Below are 17,384 nucleotides of genomic sequence, written 5' to 3' on the forward strand. Positions count from 1 at the left end.
CGCCATGCAAACCACTCACTCCGACCAGTTCCAGGACGTCCGCGAAGCGGTACGCGATCTCTGTCTGCAATTCTCCGGCGAATATTTTCGCAAGATCGACGAGGCGCGCGGTTATCCGGAAGCATTTGTCGATGCGCTGACGAAAGCCGGCTGGCTCGCTGCGCTGATACCGCAGGACTACGGCGGCTCCGGCCTCGGCTTGCTCGAGGCGTCGATCATCATGGAGGAGATCAATCGCGCGGGCGGTAACTCGGGTGCGTGCCACGGCCAGATGTACAACATGGGCACGCTGCTGCGCCATGGTTCGGCCGAACAGAAGCAGCGCTATCTGCCGAAAATCGCGAACGGTGAACTGCGCCTGCAGTCGATGGGCGTGACCGAACCGACCACCGGCACCGACACGACGAAGATCAAGACCACCGCCGAGCGTCGTGGCGACCGTTATGTGATCAATGGACAGAAGGTGTGGATCTCGCGCGTCCAGCATTCGGACCTGATGATCCTGCTCGCGCGTACGACACCGCTTGCCGATGTCACACGGAAATCGGAAGGCATGTCGATCTTCCTCGTCGATCTGCGCGAAGCGATCGGCCACGGAATGACCGTGCAACCGATCCTGAACATGGTCAATCACGAGACCAATGAACTGTTCTTCGACAACCTCGAGATTCCTGCGGAAAACCTGATCGGCGAAGAGGGGCAGGGCTTCAAATACATACTCGACGGACTCAATGCGGAACGCACGCTGATTGCCGCCGAGTGTATCGGCGACGGTTACTGGTTCATCGACAAGGTCAGCGCTTACGCGAAAGAGCGCATCGTGTTCGGTCGGCCGATCGGACAGAACCAGGGCGTGCAGTTTCCGATTGCGCGCGCGTTCGTCAACGTCGAGGCTGCGAGCCTGATGCGCTTCGAGGCCGCGCGCCGTTTCGATGCGCACGAACCATGCGGCGCCCAGGCGAACATGGCGAAGCTGCTTGCCGCGGATGCATCATGGGAAGCCGCCAACGCCTGCCTGCAATTTCACGGCGGCTTTGGCTTTGCGTGCGAGTACGACGTCGAGCGCAAGTTTCGCGAGACGCGGCTGTATCAGGTCGCGCCGATCTCGACGAACCTGATTCTCTCGTACGTCGCCGAGCATATTCTCGGCTTGCCGCGTTCGTTCTGAGGGCCGACGACATGACGAGACCGCTCGACGGCATCAAGGTCATCACGCTCGAACATGCGATCGCCGCGCCGTTCTGCACGCGGCAACTCGCCGACATGGGCGCGCGCGTCATCAAGGTGGAGCGCCCCGGCTCGGGCGATTTCGCACGCGGTTACGACGAGCGCGTGCACGGACTCGCGTCGCATTTCGTGTGGGTGAATCGTTCGAAGGAAAGTCTCACGCTCGATGTGAAGCATGAAGACGCCAGTCACATTCTCGATGCGCTCGTCGCCGATGCGGACGTGCTCGTGCAGAACCTCGCGCCCGGCGCGGCGGAGCGGCTCGGGCTTAGCTACGCCGCGCTCAGCGAGCGCTACCCGAAGCTCATCGTGTGCGATATCTCGGGCTATGGCGCGGACGGTCCGTACCGCGACAAGAAAGCCTACGACCTGTTGATTCAGAGCGAGTCGGGTTTTCTGTCGATCACCGGGTCGCCCGGTGCGCCCGCCAAGGCGGGTTGCTCGATCGCCGACATCGCAGCGGGCATGCACGCGTACGCGAGCATCCTCAATGCGCTGCTGCTGCGCGGACGTACCGGCAAGGGTTGCCGGATCGACGTGTCGATGCTCGAGAGCATGGTGGAATGGATGGGCTATCCGCTGTACTACGCGATCGATGGACAGAGCCCGCCTGCGCTGTCGGGCGCTGCGCACGCGACGATCTATCCGTACGGCCCATTTCCAGCCGGTGACGGCAAGACGGTGATGCTCGGATTGCAAAACGAGCGCGAATGGAAGCTCTTTTGCGAGCAGGTGCTCGAAGCCGCAACGCTTGCCGATGATCCGCGCTTCGACACGAACTCGAAGCGCTCCGCCGCACGCGAAGAACTACACGCCGTGATCGTGGCAGCATTCTCGACACTGAATACCGCAGACGTAATCGCGCGGCTCGATCATGCCGGTATCGCCAATGCACAGATGAACACGCTCAACGATGTATGGGCGCATCCGCAATTACAGGCACGCGAACGCTGGCGCACCGTCGGTACGTCGGCCGGCGACATGCCCGCACTGCTGCCACCCGGTGTGCCCAACACCGTCGACCCGCGCATGGACGCGGTGCCGGCGCTCGGCGAACATACCGACGCGATACTCGGCGAACTCGGCTATACGTCCGCGCAGATCGACGCGTTGCGCACGGCCGGCGCCATCTGAACTTTCTGGAGATCAAGACATGAGCGATCATCCGAGCCGCACGCTCGCAACCTTTGTCGCACAACTGCGCTTCGACGCGATTCCGCACGAGGTTGTGGAGCGCACGGTGAACCTGTATGTGGACTGGCTCGGCTCGGCGCTCGCGGGCAAGGGCGCGCGACCGGTCGAGAGCGTTGCGCGGTTCGCGCGTGCGGCGGGTACTTGCGCGGGTGAGCATGCAGGTACGGCAGAAGTATTGATCGACCGCACGCGCACGACACCTTATTTCGCCGCGATGATCAACGCGGCCGCCTCGCATTTCGTCGAGCAGGACGACGTGCACAACGGGTCGGTGTTCCATCCGGCGGCGGTTGTGTTTCCGGTTGCGCTCGCGCTTGCGCAGGCATCGAACGCGTCGGGCCGCGAGTTTATCGCGGCAGTCGTGGCGGGCTACGAAACAGGCATCCGGATCGGCGAATTTCTCGGGCGCTCGCACTACAAGATTTTCCACACGACCGGCACGGCAGGCACAGTGGCCGCCGCGGCGACCGCCGGGCGGTTGCTCGGGCTTACGCCGGAACAGATGCTCGATGCGTTCGGTTCTGCCGGCACACAGGCAAGCGGTCTATGGGAATTCCTGCGCGACGCCGCCGATTCGAAGCAGCTGCACACCGCGATGGCGGCCGCGAACGGCGTGATGGCGGCGACGCTCGCGGCCGACGGTTTCAAGGGCGCCACGCATATCCTGGAGGGCGCGCAAGGGATGGCCGCGGGGATGTCGACGGATGCGGACCCAGCGCGTCTTACCGACCGTCTCGGCGAGCGCTGGGCCACCATCGAGACATCGTTCAAGTACCACGCCGCATGCCGGCATACGCACCCGGCCGCCGACGCGCTGCTTGCGGTGATCGACGAACACGGGCTCGAACCGGACGACATCGTTCAGGTGACGGCGCATGTGCATCAGGGCGCGCTCGATGTGCTTGGTCCGGTGCACTCACCGGTCACAGTCCACCAGGCGAAGTTCAACATGGGCACCGTGCTCGGGCTCGTTGCGTATCGCGGCCAGGCCGGCGTGAACGATTTCGAGCGCGATTTCTCGGCCGGCGATATCGTCGCGTTTCGCGACAAGGTGCGCATGGCGCTCGACGACGAAGTCGATCGCGCCTATCCGGCTCGCTGGATCGGCAAGGTCAGCGTGCTTATGCGCGACGGTCGGACACTGCGAGGGCGTGTCGACGAACCGAAAGGCGATCCGGGCAATACGTTGTCGCGTGGCGAGATCGACGCGAAGTTTCGCCAGCTCGCGGCGTTCTCCGGCGCTGCGACAGACGCTGAAGCGGCGCAGTTGCTTGCTGCCGCGTGGAACGTGGCTACGGCGCCGCATGTCGGCATGTTGTTCGGTGGCGCTCCGCAGGTCGCAGTGTCGATCCCGGCCGCGGCATGAGCGCGCGTTCCTATCTGTTCGTGCCCGGCAATCGTCCGGAGCGTTTCGAGAAGGCACGCGCGGCAGGTGCTGATGCAGTGATCCTGGACCTCGAAGATGCCGTGCCGCCGGACCAGAAATCCGCCGCACGCGACACTGTGCTCGCGCACCTGGATCCTGTGCGGCCCGCGTTCGTGCGGATCAATGCGGCAGATACGCCATGGTTTGCCGATGACCTCGCCGCGCTAGCCGATCATCCGGGCGTCGCGGGGATCGTGCTGCCGAAAGCGGAAACGCGCGAACAGATCGACGCTGTCCTGGCGCATGCGCGTCCTTCGGTCGCCGTACTACCGATTCTCGAAACCGCGCACGGACTAGCCGGCGTCACAGTGCTGTGCGAAGCGCCGAAGGTACAACGCGTGCTATTCGGCACACTCGATTTCCAGATCGACATGAATATCGAAGGCGACGGCGACGAGCTGTTGTTTTTTCGTTCGCAGATCGTGCTCGCGTCGCGGCTTGCGGGTATCGAGACGCCTGTCGACGGCCCGTCGACCGTACTCGACGATCCTGCTGCCATCGAAGCCGATGCGCGGCGCGCCCGGCGTCTCGGTTTCGGCGGCAAGCTGTGCATCCATCCGAAGCAGATCGACGCGGTGCATCGCGCGTATGCGTGGAGCGACGACGAAAAAGCGTGGGCGGCGCGTGTGCTGCAAGCGGTGCAGGCAAGCGGCGGCTCGGCCGTCGCAGTCGACGGCAAGATGGTCGATCTGCCGGTGATCCTGAAGGCGCAGCGCATCGCAGGAAGCAGCGGGTAGAGCGGGCAGGCATGAAAGACACGGGCCGCCACGCTCAACGCGTGCGGCCCCGGCAGAAGGGCGCATTTCCCAACGTATAGCGCACACTCGGTTAATATCGATGTCCATCGTTTCGATGCCGCCTTTATCTACCGACATGCACGTCGATTTCGTCGACCTGAATCTGATCGTCACCCTCGCCGACACGAAGAACCTCGCGCGCGCGGCCGAACGTTGCCATCTGTCGCCGCCGGCCGCGAGTACCCGCGTAAAGAATCTCGAAGAGGACCTGGGGTTTCGTCTGCTGTATCGCACGAGCCAGGGCATGACGCTGACGCCGGCCGGCGAATCGTTCGTGCGGCATGCACGGCTCGTGCTGGAGCGCGTCGAACATCTCGCGGCCGACATGCAGGACTTCGGCGAAGGCATCAAGGGGCACGTGCGCATCTGGGCGAATACGACCGCGATCAGCGAGTTTCTTCCCGCGGTGTTGAGCCAGTTCCTGCGCGATCATCACGACGTCAACATCGAGCTACGTGAGGTGCTGAGCGGCGAGATCGTCAAAGGCGTTGCGGATGGTGCCACCGATATCGGCATCGTCGCCGGCAACGTCGATGCCGGTCATCTGGAGATGCTGCCGTATCGCGACGACAGGCTGGTGCTCGTCGCAGCGCCTAGTCATCCGCTCGCGCAACGCACGTCCGTCGATTTCTCGGAGACGCTGGACGACGACTTCATCAGCCTGCCGACATCGAGTGCGATTCACTCGTTCATCACGATCGCCGCGGATGCGCTTGGGCGGCGTATCAAGCTGCGCATCCAGGTTGGTAATTTCGAAGCGGCGTGCCGGATGATCGCCGCGGGTGTCGGGATCGGCATCGTGCCCGAATCGGTCGCGCTGCGACACGCGACGACGATGCGAATCGCGATTGTCCGGCTCAACGATGCATGGGCCGAACGCAAGCTCAAGATCTGCGTGCGCAGCCTGAACGACCTGCCGCAATTTTCCCGCAAGCTGATCGATATGCTGTTGAGCAGCGATAGCTGACACACGTGCTGGACCTACCGTTCGATGCGGGAAAACCCGTGCTTCGATGACCCGATCGCGCGTCTGAACGCATCCGATCGCGGCTGTTCGCAGTGCCTGAACGAGCCGTTCCAAAAAAGCAAATTCCGCTGGCGTTTCGGCGGGCGCAAGCTCCCACTGCAGATCAACCCAGTTCGACGCCGCCCAGTTCGCCCCGAAGTGCATCGCGAGAAAGCACGGGTCCGCTACGTTGCCGTCGATAGAACCAATCGGAGACACATTTGGCTATCGTCAATTCGGGCGCCCGGCTCGACCGGCTGCCTGTCAGCCGCTTTCACTGGAAAATTCTCGGCCTGATCGGTGCGGGCGCTTTCCTCGACGCATTCGACATCTACCTCGCCAACGGCTCGCTGGCTGCGATGGTGAAAAGCGGTTTCACCGACCTGCGGCTCGGCTCGTTCTTCATTTCAGCGACCTTCCTCGGCATGATGATCGGCGCGGGGCTGTCGGGTTATCTCGGCGATCGCTTCGGCAGGCGTTATTCGTACCAGGCGAATCTCGCGATCTTCGGTCTTGCGTCGCTTGCAGCGTGTTTTGCGCCGGACATCTACTGGCTGATCGTGCTGCGCTTCGTGATGGGCGTCGGACTCGGCGCGGAACTGGTCGTTGCAGCGGGTACGCTGTGCGAGTTCGTGCCGCCAGCCTCGCGCGGACGCTGGACTTCGCTGCTTGCGCTGATCATCAACTCGGGGCTGCTCGGTGCGACTGCGATCGGTTACTGGGTGATTCCGCATCTCGGCTGGCGCTATATGTTCGCGATCGCGGGCATTGGTGCGTTGATCGTCTGGGTGCTGCGGCACCGGATGCCGGAATCGCCGCGCTGGCTCGAAACCGTCGGCCGGCTGGACGAGGCGGAAGCGACCGTGACGGCGATCGAACGCGAAGTCGCGGCGCAGGTCGGCGTGCTGCCGCCGGTGGCGCACGTGATGAGCCACGCGGCGCCGCATGCGCCGATCTCGGCGCTGTTCGCGCGCGGCATGCTCGGTCGCACGCTGGTCGCGGCGCTGACTTGCATGGCGATCAATATGTCGTTGTACGGTTTCGTCGCGTGGCTGCCGACGTTCTTCGTGAAGGAAGGGCTGACGATCGTGCAGTCGCTGGGCTTCGTGCTGCTGATGTCGTTTGGCGCGCCAGCGGGTGCCGTGGTCGGCTACTTTGCCGCGGACCGGATCGGTCGGCGTAATGGGCTCGTGCTGTTCTCGGCCGTGACCGTCGCGCTCAGCTACCTGTATGTGCAGATGCGCGAGCCGGCGGCGATTTCGATTGTGGGCTTTACGCTGGTGACGGCCATCTATACGGTCTGCACGCTCGGCCTGTTTGGCTACATTCCTGAACTCTTTCCTACTACGCACCGGCTGCGTGGCACCGGTATTGCCGGCACCTGCGGACGTGCGGCGTCGATGTCGACGCCGTATGTTGCGATCGTGCTCTATACGCACTTCGGGGTGACCGGTGTGGTGACGATGGTGAGCGGTGCGCTGGTGCTGTTGAGCATCGCGATCCTCGCGCTGAGGATCGAGACGAGCCAGTTGACGCTTGAGGCGATTTCGCCGGGGTTGGGCGAACGCACAGACGAATCCGGGGATGCGCTAACGACCCGCGCACCGACCGGCGCGCATTGACGTTGAATGAAACAACCCCGCACGCGAACGGACAGTCCGAGTCGAGTCAAAGGTTATCCAGGGACGACTTGCGGACAAAGTTGTTGCTGATTGTACGTTTTTTTAACGTGTACGTTTTTAGCGTACATCGTTTAATAACGTACATAAATCTGTCGTCGAGCTATATTTCCCAATAAGTATGGCATCTCCTGCATTTTTGTACGTTATTTGCATCTTGTATGCTTTTATCATACACTGGACAATAAACGTACAGGAGAGTTGCACGTGATCCTCTCGGACCGCATCGCCAGTAGTGACCAGCGCGCGCTGACGTTGGCTTGCGAAGCATTTTCAGATGCGACGCAGCTCTACCAGGCGACACCCCTCAGCGCGTCAGGCAGAAAAGGGCAAGCTGACGCGCGGACGTCGACAAACGACGGCCCGGACGCCTGGATCCGCTTCGACGTCGCGGGAAAGCACCTCGTCATGCCTGTGGTTATCGAGGCCAGCACCAGTTCGCCCGGCGCGGGAGTCATCGTCAACCGCATGCACTCTCGCGCCACGCCTGAAGACGATCGCCCTTTGATGTTTGTCACGCAGCATGTCACGCCAAGGCTGGCGGACGAGCTGATCACCAAACGTATTCCGTTCCTCGACACGGCGGGCAACGTCTTCCTCCAGACACCGGAGGCGACGATCATGATCGTCGGCCGCGGCAAGCCCACGCTGCAGCGTCTGGATCAAACGTCGCGCTCGACCACACCAAAAGGCATGCGCGTGACCTTCGCGCTGCTGACCCTGCCCGGTCTCGTGGGGGAACCCTATCGCACGATCGCCGACCTCTCGGGCGTTGCCCTGAACACGGTGAATCTGGCGATGGACGACCTGATGGATCGCGGTCTGGTGGTGGTCAAGGGCAAGAACAGAGTGATCGTCGACCACCGCCGCTTGGTCGACGACTGGGTAAGCCTCTTTCCGACGCGGCTTCGCCCGAAGCTCAGCCCGCGGCGCTTTACCAGTTGGACGAAGGACAAGGATTGGTGGCGCAACCCGGAGGCGCTCGACCCTCAAGCCCGTCTTGGTGGCGAAGTGGCGGCCGACATCCTCACCCGAAAGATCAAACCCGCGACCGTGACGGTCTACGCACCAGGTGGGCTTGCGCCGAAGATGATGTCGAAAGCCATGCTGAGGCCAGACGAGCGCGGTGATGTCGAGGTACTTGAGGCATTCTGGCCCGTGGAGGCAGAAGACCGATGGGACTTGCCCGATCGGGGAGTCGTTCACCCTCTGCTGGTCTACGCGGATCTGATCATGTCGGGCGACGACCGGAATCGCGAAGTGGCCCAAGCGATCTACGCACGCTACGTGGCGAACGAGAATGCTTAAAGTCCCCGTCGAACGTCCGGTCGAGCCGCTCACGATTGCCTTGCTACGAGACGTTAGAGATGCGTGCGCGCAACTCGGTACGCAATTCGTGCTCGCGGGCGCGACGGCGCGTGACATTCTCACGTGGCATCTTCACGACATTAAGGCACCTGTCGCCACGCGTGACGTCGATGTGGCGGTCTGCGCGGTGAGCTGGGCGTTCCACGACATGCTGATCGACCGGCTATTGCAAACGCGGCGCTTCAGACGTCACCAGAAACAGCAGCAGAAGTTCTTGTTCAAGCGTAGCCCGGACGACTACGAGATCGAGCTGGACGTGGTTCCTTTCGGGCAAATTGAAGGACCGCGCGGCGAGATCCACTGGCCACCGGGCGGCGATATTGTGATGACGGTTCTTGGATTTCAGGAAGCGGTCGATACGGCAGAACCGGTGGACATCGGCGAGGACCTCGTGGTGCCCGTGGTGACGCTTCCCGCCTTCGTCCTGCTCAAGCTCTTCGCGTGGAAAGACCGTCGACTGCAAAAAAACACCGACGCTGGGGACATCCTTTTCGTCCTGCGCAACTACTTCCAGGCAGGCAATATCGAACGGACCTTTGAGAAGGCTGCGGATCTTCTGGGAGCGATGGATTCCGATCCGGTGCTGGCAGCGGCTGGGCTGCTCGGGCGCGATGTACGCAAGCTTGCGTATCCGGGACGCAGGCAGCGCTACACGCGTTGCTCCAGGCGCCAGAGGACGCCGGAAGGCTGCGGGCGGACCTTGAGGCACGCGCCACCACGCTGCTGGGTGGCTTCGTCGATGATTCCGACACCCTGCTCGCGACCTTCACAAAGGAGCTTTTGTCGACGGGCGGAGGAAATGAGGATCGCGCGGACGTGGAGCCTGAAGGGCCGGTGGCCGGCGCTTGAGAGAGCGCCAAGCCTTGAATCCTCTCGGTTGACCCTGCAAGAGCGGCAGCTATAGCTGCCGCCCTCACACCTACCTCACTCAGAGCGCCGTACTAACCGGCGCAACCGCCGCCGGATCGCTAATACTCGGCCGGCCGTTCTCGACGTGACCCGCCACACGACGGATAAAGCTCGCATCGCTACTGCTAGTCACAGTCAGGTCATACCAGTGATGGCTCGACGCGAGAATCCACGGTTCCTCGATCTGCACGCCCGGCGGCAGCAGCACGGGGCGCGGCCATGCGCCGTACGCGTTGTCGACCACCGTCAGCCGCGCGAAGCCTTCGCTGTGATTCGCAAAGCGGATGAACACATTGCCGTTCGCGACGTCGTAATGCACCTTGATCTCGGGATGCGCCGGATGGTTGTGACCATGGCCTTGTGTCTGCTGCGCCGACACATCGCCGCCGAACTGGCGCACGAAGCCGTTCGGGCCGTACACGATGAACGCGTAGGCGCCGTTTGTCGTGCTGAGGTCGAACGTTTCGCTGAGCGACTTGCCGGCTTCGACCGTGTAGCGCCACGGGCCGTCGGTACGGTTCGTCGAGTACACGTAGAAGTGCGCGCCTTGTTTGCCGGTGTTGCCGAACTCGATCACGAAGCTGTTCGCGCGCGTGTCGACGTGGCCGTTCACATGCAGTTCGTACGGAATCGCACGGGCGAAGCGGATGCCCGGTTCCTGCGGATCGATCGGGCCCGGTGTAGCCGGCACGGTCGGCGGCGGCAACGACGAGCACTGGTTGTTGGCTTCGTTGATGTAGTTGCTCGTGTCGGGCAGCGGCGGCAACTTTGCATCGGGTGTGCGGAAGTCGAACGCGGTAGTCAGATCGCCGCACACTGCACGACGCCACGGCGAGATGTTCGGTTCTTCCACGCCGAAACGCTGCTCGATGAAGCGGATCACCGACGTATGGTCGAACACCTGCGAGCAGACGAAGCCGCCCTTGGTCCACGGCGATACGACCGTCATCGGCACGCGCGGTCCGAGACCGAACGGCAGGTTGTCGACGGTGTAGGTGCCTCCGCGTCCCGACGGGTTGATGACGTTGTGGATTTCGCCGTCGACGGTCACCGTCGACTTGCCTTGCGTGCTATTCGACGGTGCTTGCGGTGGCACGATGTGATCGAAGAAACCGTCGTTCTCGTCGTACATGATGAACAGCACGGTCTTGCTCCAGACCTCGGGGTTCGACGTCAGCGCATCGAGGATCTGCGACGTGTATTCGGCGCCATAGAGCGGCGTGTACTTCGGGTGTTCGGAGAACGCGGCCGGCGGGCACAGCCAGGACACCTGCGGCAGATTGTTGGCGAGCACGTCGGACTTCAGATCGGCGATCGTGCGCACGGTCTGCGCGCGCTCATACAGCGGCGTGCCGGGCTGCGCGTTGATGAATTGCGCGAAGTTCTGCAGGACGTTCGTGCCGTAGTTGCCGTTGATCGGATCGTCACCGGTCAGGCCCTGCTGATACACCTGCCACGAAATGCCCGCGGCCTGCAGGCGTTCCGGGTACGTCGTCCACGACAGCAGTTGATACTTCGGCGGCGCATCGCCATCGACGAAGTCGTTGTTGTCGAGCAGAGGGCCACCGTGCGTGCCGGTCGGATCGATCATGCCGGTCATCAGATACGAGCGGTTCGGGTGCGTCGGACCTGCCAGCGAGCAGAAGTAGTTGTCGCAGACAGTGAATGCATCGGCGAGCGCGTAATGAAACGGAATGTCGCTGCGCAGGTGATACCCCATCGTCATGTCGGTCTTGTACTGCGGCCACTGGTTGTACGCGCCGTTATTGATCGCGGAATGCGTGGGGTACCAGTTGTGGTCGAGGTCGCCGATACACTGCGCGCTCGTGGTCTGCGTGTTCAGGTGGAACGGCAGCACCGGCTGGGCGGGATTTTCCTTCGACGGCTGATACCACACCGGCTTGCCGCCCGGCAGCGGAATCGGGAAGCGGTCGTTGTAACCACGTACGCCGCGCATATGGCCGAAGTAGTGGTCGAACGAACGGTTCTCCTGCATGAACACGACGATGTGTTCGATATCGTTGATCGTGCCGGTGCGCGACGCGGCGGGAATGGCAAGCGCGTTGCGGATCGACTCGGGCAACGCGGTCATCGCGGCAGCGGCACCCGCCGACGATGCCACGGTTTGAAGGAAACGGCGGCGGCTATTCGAGGTCATTGCTTATCACCTTCTTCTCGGGGGAAAGGATAGCGCGTGGGGCGCGCTACTGATCAATTGCTGTTGTCGCCAGGCGCGAAGTGCATGACGGGGGTTACTTGCTTGCTGTCTGCGGCGAGGCTCGCTTGCGCGCTGAGGATCGCGCTGGGCGTGTCGTTGCTGGAACTGTTGCTGGGTGGTGCGTCGAGTGCTGTGGACCAGCTTGGCGGGGCAGCGGGGGTTGCGGCTGCGGCGGCTACCACGGGTGTTTGCTGCGTATCGCTTCTGGCAGGTGTGGGCCGTGGTGCTGCGTTAGTAGCCGCGTTGACCGGCGTATTGCCCGACGCACTGCCGGCGTCGTCGGGGCTGCAGGCGGTCAGCGCGACGGCCGCGAAGAGCGCGAGCGCAACCGGGGTTGCGCGCGAAAGAGCGTCTCCGTTCATCTGGGCATCCTTGTGATTGAAGCAGTCAGGCGGTGTGCGCATGCAGTCTCCAATGCATTGAAGAAAAAATTGTGAAACGTTTGCGAGTGATTCGTAACTACTCGTAACGTCTGTTTTTCGAAAGTAATAAGAAAGCTTTTGGGAAGAATGAGTTGTGGCTGCATGATCGCCACCGCGAGGCTGGTTTGCGGCATGAGCCTCGGCTATGCTGACCCGTCGCAGCCGGAGAACGGTCTCGTCAGCACACGCGAACCGGTCGACGGCTTCGTCCATTTCCTGAGCGGTGCAGACAACCTTCCGGCCAACCCCAATCCATGATCCAGTTCACCTCGCCTTTCGACGCACACCACCTGCAGGACGAATGGCTCGAAGCGGATAGCCTCGGCGGCTTCGCATCGGGCACGGTCGGTATCGCGCGTACGCGCCGCTATCAGGCACTGCTGCTCGCGGCACGCGACGCCGCGCAGGCGCCATCCGGCCGCGTGGTGCTGGTGAACGGAGTCGAAGCGTGGCTCGAGGTGAACGGACAGCGTCATCCGCTGACGATGCAGCGCTACGGCTCCGACGTGGTCTATCCGGACATCGCAGCGAATCTGCTCGGTTTCGATACGCAACCGTGGCCGACGTGGCGTATCCGTATCGACGACAGCACGACGCTCGTGGCCGAGGTATTCGTCGCGAAAGCGACCTGCGAGACCGTGCTGCGCTGGCGGCTCGAATCCACCAATGCTGCATTAACGCCAGGTGCGCTACGGCTCGAAGTCAGGCCGCTGCTGTCGGGCCGCGACTATCACGCACTGCACCATGAGAACCCCGCGTTCAATTTTGCGGCGCACGTAGAAGGCGAGCAGGTGGCCTGGCAGCCCTACGGCGATCTGCCGGTAATCGTCGCGTCGAGCAACGGCACCTACGCGCACGCACCGGACTGGTACCGCAATTTCTGTTATCTGCGCGAACAGGAGCGTGGGCTCGACTTCAGCGAAGACCTGGCGACGCCGGGCGTGTTCTCGTTCGATCTCGCTGCGGGCCCGGCGGTGATGATCCTGCGGGCCGCGCCCGCTGCGAATGCTTTGCCGCTCACGCAAACCGCGCAAACCGCAGCGCAGCATGCCGATACTCTTGCCACCACCGAACAGCAACGCCGTACTGCCGCCAGCTCCCGTCTGCAACGATCCGCCGATGCCTACGTGGTCGCCCGTAACACCGGCCGCACGATCGTCGCCGGGTTCCCGTGGTTCACCGACTGGGGCCGCGACACGTTCATCTCGATGCGCGGCCTGCTGCTTGCCACCGACCGCTACCAGGAAGCGGAATCGATCCTGCTCGAATGGGTCGGCACGCTGTCCGAAGGCATGTTGCCGAACCGCTTCCCCGACTACGGCAGCGCGCCGGAGTACAACGCCGTCGATGCCTCGCTGTGGTTCGTCGTCGCGGTACACGACTATCTTGCGATCGGCGTTGCATCGGCGGCGACGCGCCAGCGTCTGCAGGACACCGTGGACGCGATCCTCACCGGCTACGCACGCGGCACGCGCTTCAACATAGCCGCCGATCGCGACGGCCTGTTGCGCGCCGGCGTGCCCGGCGTGCAGCTCACGTGGATGGATGCGAAGGTCGGCGACTGGGTCGTCACGCCGCGCATTGGTAAGCCGGTTGAAGTGCAGGCGCTGTGGATCAACGCGTTGCGCATTGCAACAGCGTGGAATCCGCAGTGGCAGTCGCTGCTTGCGAGCGCAACGGCTGCGTTTGCGCAGCGCTTCGTCGATCCCTCGAGCGGCGCGCTGTTCGATGTCGTCGACGTCGATCACGTGCCCGGCACCGTCGACCGCTCGTTGCGGCCGAACCAGATTTTTGCGGTAGGCGGCCTGCCTTTTGCGCTGCTCGAAGGCGCGTCGGCGCGCGCGGTCGTCGACCAGGTCGCGGCGCATCTGCTGACGCCGCTCGGTCTGCGCACGCTCGCGCCAACCGATCCTGCCTATCGCGGCCGCTATGCCGGCGATCCACTCGCACGCGACAGCGCCTACCATCAGGGCACGGTGTGGCCGTGGCTGATCGGGCCGTTCGTCGAGGCGTGGCTGCGCGTGCACGGCGTCACCGACGTGAGCCGCGCCGAGGCGTACGCCGGCTTTGTTGCACCGCTGCATGCGCATCTCGACGAGGCGGGCCTCGATCATGTGTCGGAGGTCGCCGACGGCGATGCGCCGCATACGCCTGGTGGCACACCGTTCCAGGCGTGGTCGATGGGCGAGCTGCTGCGGCTCGAAAAATTGCTGGGGCCCGCATAGGGGCTGGGGACTGGCATTGGCGCCCAGTAAAAACGCGGTCTCCGGCAAACCGCGCTACGATGTGGATCCCGATGTCCGGGCCTAGCACGAGGATATCCATGCCACCGTTGCGCGCCGCCAATCTGCTCGACACTATCGAAGGCTCCCGCCTGCATTCGCACGACTGTCCGCGCTGGCAACGCTGGGGCCCGTATCTGAGCGAACGCCAGTGGGGCACGGTGCGCGAGGACTACAGCGAGAACGGCACCGCCTGGGATTACTTTCCACACGATCACGCCCGTAGCCGCGCCTACCGCTGGGGCGAGGACGGCCTCGCCGGTTTCGGCGACGACACGCTCAGCTGGTGCGTTTCACTTGCACTGTGGAACCGCCATGATCCGATTCTCAAGGAGCGCCTATACGGCCTCACGAATGCGCAGGGCAATCACGGCGAGGACGTGAAGGAGCTGTACTTCTACCTCGACGGCACACCGACGCATTCGTACATGCGCATGCTCTACAAGTACCCGCACGCGGCATTTCCCTACGACGACCTGATTCAGGAAAACGCGCGCCGCGGCGCCGACATGCCCGAATACGAAATCCTCGACACCGGCGTGTTCGACGACGAGCGTTATTTCGACGTGCAGGTCGAGTACGCGAAACACACCCCCGAGGACATCGTGATGCGCGTGACGGTCGAGAACCGCGCGGACCAGGCGGCCTCGATCGATCTGTTGCCGCAGATCTGGGCGCGCAACAAGTGGTCGTGGAAAGGACTGCAGGACAAACCGTCGCTGGTAAAGAGCGTGACGGCGCAGGGCAACGTGCAGGTGACGGGTCGCCAGCAGGGGCACGATACGATCGTCGTCACCGCATGGACGAAGGACGCGGACGGCGCGGTACCCGACTGGCGCTTCTGCGAGAACGAGACCAATGTGAAGCGCCTGTTCGGCACGGATGGCACAGGGCCGTTCAAGGACGGTTTCAACGACTGGATCGTGCAGGGCGACACGCATGCGGTACGTAACGATTCGGGCACGCGCGCTGCGGCGCATGTGCCGCTCGAACTCGGGCCGCACGGTCGCGCGGTCGTGTTCATGCGCTGGCGGCCGGAGTCGGCGCCGGATGACGCGCCGCTCGACGTCGATGCGTTGTTCACGCAACGCCTCGCTGAGGCCGACGCGTTCTACGCAGCGTTGCAACATGAAATTGCCGATGCCGACGCACGGCTCGTGCAACGCCAGGCGCTCGCGGGGATGCTATGGTCGAAGCAGTACTACCAGTTCGACGTGCAGCGCTGGCTCGAGGGCGACCCTGGGCAGCCCGCGCCGCCTGCCGGCCGCAAGCACGGACGCAATACGGACTGGCGCCATCTGTGCAACGCCGACATCGTCTCGATGCCGGACAAATGGGAGTACCCGTGGTACGCGTCGTGGGATCTCGCGTTTCACGCGGCGGCGTTTGCGCTGATCGATCCCGCGTTTGCGAAGCGCCAGTTGCTGCTGCTCGTCAAAGACCGCTACCAGCATCCCAACGGACAGCTCCCCGCTTACGAGTGGGCTTTCGGCGACGCGAATCCGCCGGTACATGCGTGGGCGGCGTGGCGCGTGTATGAAATCGACCGTGCGCTGACCGGCAAGGCGGACCGCGATTTTCTCGAGCTGGTGTTCCACAAGCTGCTGCTGAATTTCTCGTGGTGGGTGAACCGCAAGGACGCCGACGGCCGCAATATTTTTCAGGGCGGTTTTCTCGGCCTCGATAACGTCGGTATCTTCGACCGCTCCGCGCCGCTGCCGACCGGTGGTCATCTCGATCAGGCCGATGGCACCGCCTGGATGGCGGCCTACGCGCTCGACCTGATGCGTATCGCGCTCGAACTGGCCGTAGCGAATCACGTGTTCGTCGATATCGGTGTGAAGTTCTTCGAGCACTTCCTGTACATCGCCGAGGCCGTCAGCTGCGAGGACGACTCCGAGACGGGTCTGTGGGACAGCGCCGACGAATTCTTCTACGACAAGCTGCGGCTGACCGATGGCACGAGCATTCCGCTGCGCATCCGCTCGATTGTCGGGCTAATTCCGCTGTTCGCGGTGCACGTGCTGGAACAACGACTACACGGCGATCTGCCTGGCTTGCGCGCGCGGCTCGTGTGGTTCCTCGAACACCGGCCCGATCTTGCGCGGCTCGTCTCGCGCTGGGATCAGCCCGGCAAGAGCAACAGCCTGCTGCTGTCGCTGCTGCGTGGCCACCGCATGAAGGCACTGCTGCGTCGTACGCTCGATGAAACCGAATTCCTGTCCGATCACGGCGTGCGTGCGCTGTCGCGTGTGCATCGCGACGCGCCGTTCGAGTTCAAGTACGGCGGCCAGAGCTTCGGTGCGAAGTATCTACCGGCCGAATCGGATTCGCGCGTGTTTGGCGGTAATTCCAACTGGCGCGGGCCGGTGTGGATGCCGGTCAACTATCTGCTGATCGAATCGCTGTACGAATTCCATCGCTATTACGGCGACGATTTTCGTGTCGAGTATCCGACCGGTTCGGGCGAGAAGTTCTCGCTGAGCGAGATCGCCGATGAACTTGCGCGCCGTATCACGACGCTGTTCCTGCGCAACAAGGACGGCCGGCGCCCCGTGATGGGCGCGTACCCGCTGCTCGAAGCCGATCCGCGTTCGCAGGACCTTGTGCTGTTCCACGAATACTTTCACGGCGACAACGGCCGCGGCGTGGGCGCATCGCATCAGACCGGCTGGAGCGGGCTGGTCGCGTTATTGCTACAACCACGCGCAGCGGCTGCGTCGGGCAGTTTGCCGGTGATGTCCGGCGCCGATGTGGCTGTGGCAATGAAATGAAGTAGGCACGCGCCTGGCGGCGATGCGACAGCACGCTGACGCCGGCACGTTTTGCGGATTGTTTTGAACTGTGCGGGTCCGG

The 17,384-nt window shown here is 63.2% G+C and carries 12 protein-coding genes and 1 pseudogene; 11 read left to right on the forward strand and 2 right to left on the reverse strand.

Annotated features, from left to right (window positions below; genetic code table 11):
• Positions 1-4: 4 nt before the first annotated feature.
• The 8 genes and pseudogenes from FNZ07_RS05310 to FNZ07_RS05345 all read left to right on the forward strand — a co-directional run bounded on the left by FNZ07_RS05310 (position 5) and on the right by FNZ07_RS05345 (position 9,546).
• Positions 5-1,168 carry an acyl-CoA dehydrogenase family protein gene (locus FNZ07_RS05310; protein ID WP_091012165.1) on the forward strand — a complete coding sequence of 388 codons (1,164 nt, stop codon included), beginning with the start codon at positions 5-7 and terminating at the stop codon, positions 1,166-1,168.
• Between the two features lie 11 nt (positions 1,169-1,179).
• Positions 1,180-2,361, forward strand: a complete 1,182-nt coding sequence (locus FNZ07_RS05315) for a CaiB/BaiF CoA transferase family protein (protein ID WP_091012168.1) — start codon at positions 1,180-1,182, stop codon at positions 2,359-2,361.
• 19 nt (positions 2,362-2,380) lie between these two features.
• Entirely contained in the window at positions 2,381-3,787 is a 1,407-nt protein-coding gene (locus FNZ07_RS05320) for an MmgE/PrpD family protein (protein WP_091012170.1), read from the forward strand.
• Positions 3,784-4,584: an HpcH/HpaI aldolase/citrate lyase family protein gene (locus tag FNZ07_RS05325; RefSeq protein WP_091012172.1), complete on the forward strand. Its 801-nt coding sequence runs from the start codon at positions 3,784-3,786 to the stop codon at positions 4,582-4,584. Before FNZ07_RS05320 ends, FNZ07_RS05325 begins: the two co-directional genes overlap by 4 nt.
• A gap of 136 nt (positions 4,585-4,720) precedes the next feature.
• Positions 4,721-5,611, forward strand: coding sequence for a LysR family transcriptional regulator (locus tag FNZ07_RS05330; RefSeq protein ID WP_091012175.1), 891 nt, complete (start codon positions 4,721-4,723; stop codon positions 5,609-5,611).
• Positions 5,612-5,871: 260 nt separating this feature from the next.
• The gene (locus tag FNZ07_RS05335) at positions 5,872-7,272 is read left to right on the forward strand and encodes an MFS transporter (RefSeq protein WP_091012178.1); all 1,401 of its coding nucleotides are present in this window, start codon (positions 5,872-5,874) and stop codon (positions 7,270-7,272) included.
• 264 nt (positions 7,273-7,536) lie between these two features.
• A complete protein-coding gene (locus FNZ07_RS05340; protein ID WP_091012180.1) occupies positions 7,537-8,637 on the forward strand; it encodes a type IV toxin-antitoxin system AbiEi family antitoxin in 1,101 nt (366 codons plus the stop codon).
• Positions 8,630-9,546 (forward strand): annotated as a pseudogene (locus FNZ07_RS05345) (nucleotidyl transferase AbiEii/AbiGii toxin family protein). Before FNZ07_RS05340 ends, FNZ07_RS05345 begins: the two are co-directional and overlap by 8 nt.
• A gap of 79 nt (positions 9,547-9,625) precedes the next feature.
• Here FNZ07_RS05345 and FNZ07_RS05350 read toward each other — a convergent pair.
• On the reverse strand, positions 9,626-11,764 hold the full coding sequence (locus FNZ07_RS05350) for a phosphocholine-specific phospholipase C (protein ID WP_091012182.1): 2,139 nt from the start codon (positions 11,762-11,764) through the stop codon (positions 9,626-9,628).
• 53 nt (positions 11,765-11,817) lie between these two features.
• A complete protein-coding gene (locus FNZ07_RS05355) occupies positions 11,818-12,186 on the reverse strand; it encodes a hypothetical protein (RefSeq protein ID WP_091012184.1) in 369 nt (122 codons plus the stop codon).
• Positions 12,187-12,348: 162 nt separating this feature from the next.
• On the opposite strand from FNZ07_RS05355, the gene FNZ07_RS33540 reads away from it, so the two are divergent.
• The 3 genes from FNZ07_RS33540 (at position 12,349) to FNZ07_RS05365 (ending at position 17,302) form a co-directional block, all read left to right on the forward strand.
• Positions 12,349-12,504 carry a nitroreductase family protein gene (locus FNZ07_RS33540; protein ID WP_170275639.1) on the forward strand — a complete coding sequence of 52 codons (156 nt, stop codon included), beginning with the start codon at positions 12,349-12,351 and terminating at the stop codon, positions 12,502-12,504.
• Complete coding sequence (locus FNZ07_RS05360) at positions 12,501-14,471, forward strand: amylo-alpha-1,6-glucosidase (protein ID WP_091012186.1); 1,971 nt, start codon at positions 12,501-12,503, stop codon at positions 14,469-14,471. Before FNZ07_RS33540 ends, FNZ07_RS05360 begins: the two co-directional genes overlap by 4 nt.
• A 98-nt stretch (positions 14,472-14,569) precedes the next feature.
• Positions 14,570-17,302 carry an MGH1-like glycoside hydrolase domain-containing protein gene (locus tag FNZ07_RS05365; protein WP_091012189.1) on the forward strand — a complete coding sequence of 911 codons (2,733 nt, stop codon included), beginning with the start codon at positions 14,570-14,572 and terminating at the stop codon, positions 17,300-17,302.
• Positions 17,303-17,384 lie beyond the last annotated feature (82 nt).

Source organism: Paraburkholderia megapolitana (assembly GCF_007556815.1).
GTDB lineage: Bacteria > Pseudomonadota > Gammaproteobacteria > Burkholderiales > Burkholderiaceae > Paraburkholderia > Paraburkholderia megapolitana.

What these genes read in the sequence shown, in the direction of transcription:
- FNZ07_RS05310 (WP_091012165.1), top strand. Translation starts at nt 5, where the DNA reads ATGCAAACCACTCACTCCGACCAGTTCCAGGACGTCCGCGAAGCGGTA.
- FNZ07_RS05315 (WP_091012168.1), top strand. Translation starts at nt 1,180, where the DNA reads ATGACGAGACCGCTCGACGGCATCAAGGTCATCACGCTCGAACATGCG.
- FNZ07_RS05320 (WP_091012170.1), top strand. Translation starts at nt 2,381, where the DNA reads ATGAGCGATCATCCGAGCCGCACGCTCGCAACCTTTGTCGCACAACTG.
- FNZ07_RS05325 (WP_091012172.1), top strand. Translation starts at nt 3,784, where the DNA reads ATGAGCGCGCGTTCCTATCTGTTCGTGCCCGGCAATCGTCCGGAGCGT.
- FNZ07_RS05330 (WP_091012175.1), top strand. Translation starts at nt 4,721, where the DNA reads ATGCACGTCGATTTCGTCGACCTGAATCTGATCGTCACCCTCGCCGAC.
- FNZ07_RS05350 (WP_091012182.1), bottom strand. Translation starts at nt 11,764, where the DNA reads ATGACCTCGAATAGCCGCCGCCGTTTCCTTCAAACCGTGGCATCGTCG.
- FNZ07_RS05355 (WP_091012184.1), bottom strand. Translation starts at nt 12,186, where the DNA reads ATGAACGGAGACGCTCTTTCGCGCGCAACCCCGGTTGCGCTCGCGCTC.
- FNZ07_RS33540 (WP_170275639.1), top strand. Translation starts at nt 12,349, where the DNA reads ATGATCGCCACCGCGAGGCTGGTTTGCGGCATGAGCCTCGGCTATGCT.
- FNZ07_RS05360 (WP_091012186.1), top strand. Translation starts at nt 12,501, where the DNA reads ATGATCCAGTTCACCTCGCCTTTCGACGCACACCACCTGCAGGACGAA.
- FNZ07_RS05365 (WP_091012189.1), top strand. Translation starts at nt 14,570, where the DNA reads ATGCCACCGTTGCGCGCCGCCAATCTGCTCGACACTATCGAAGGCTCC.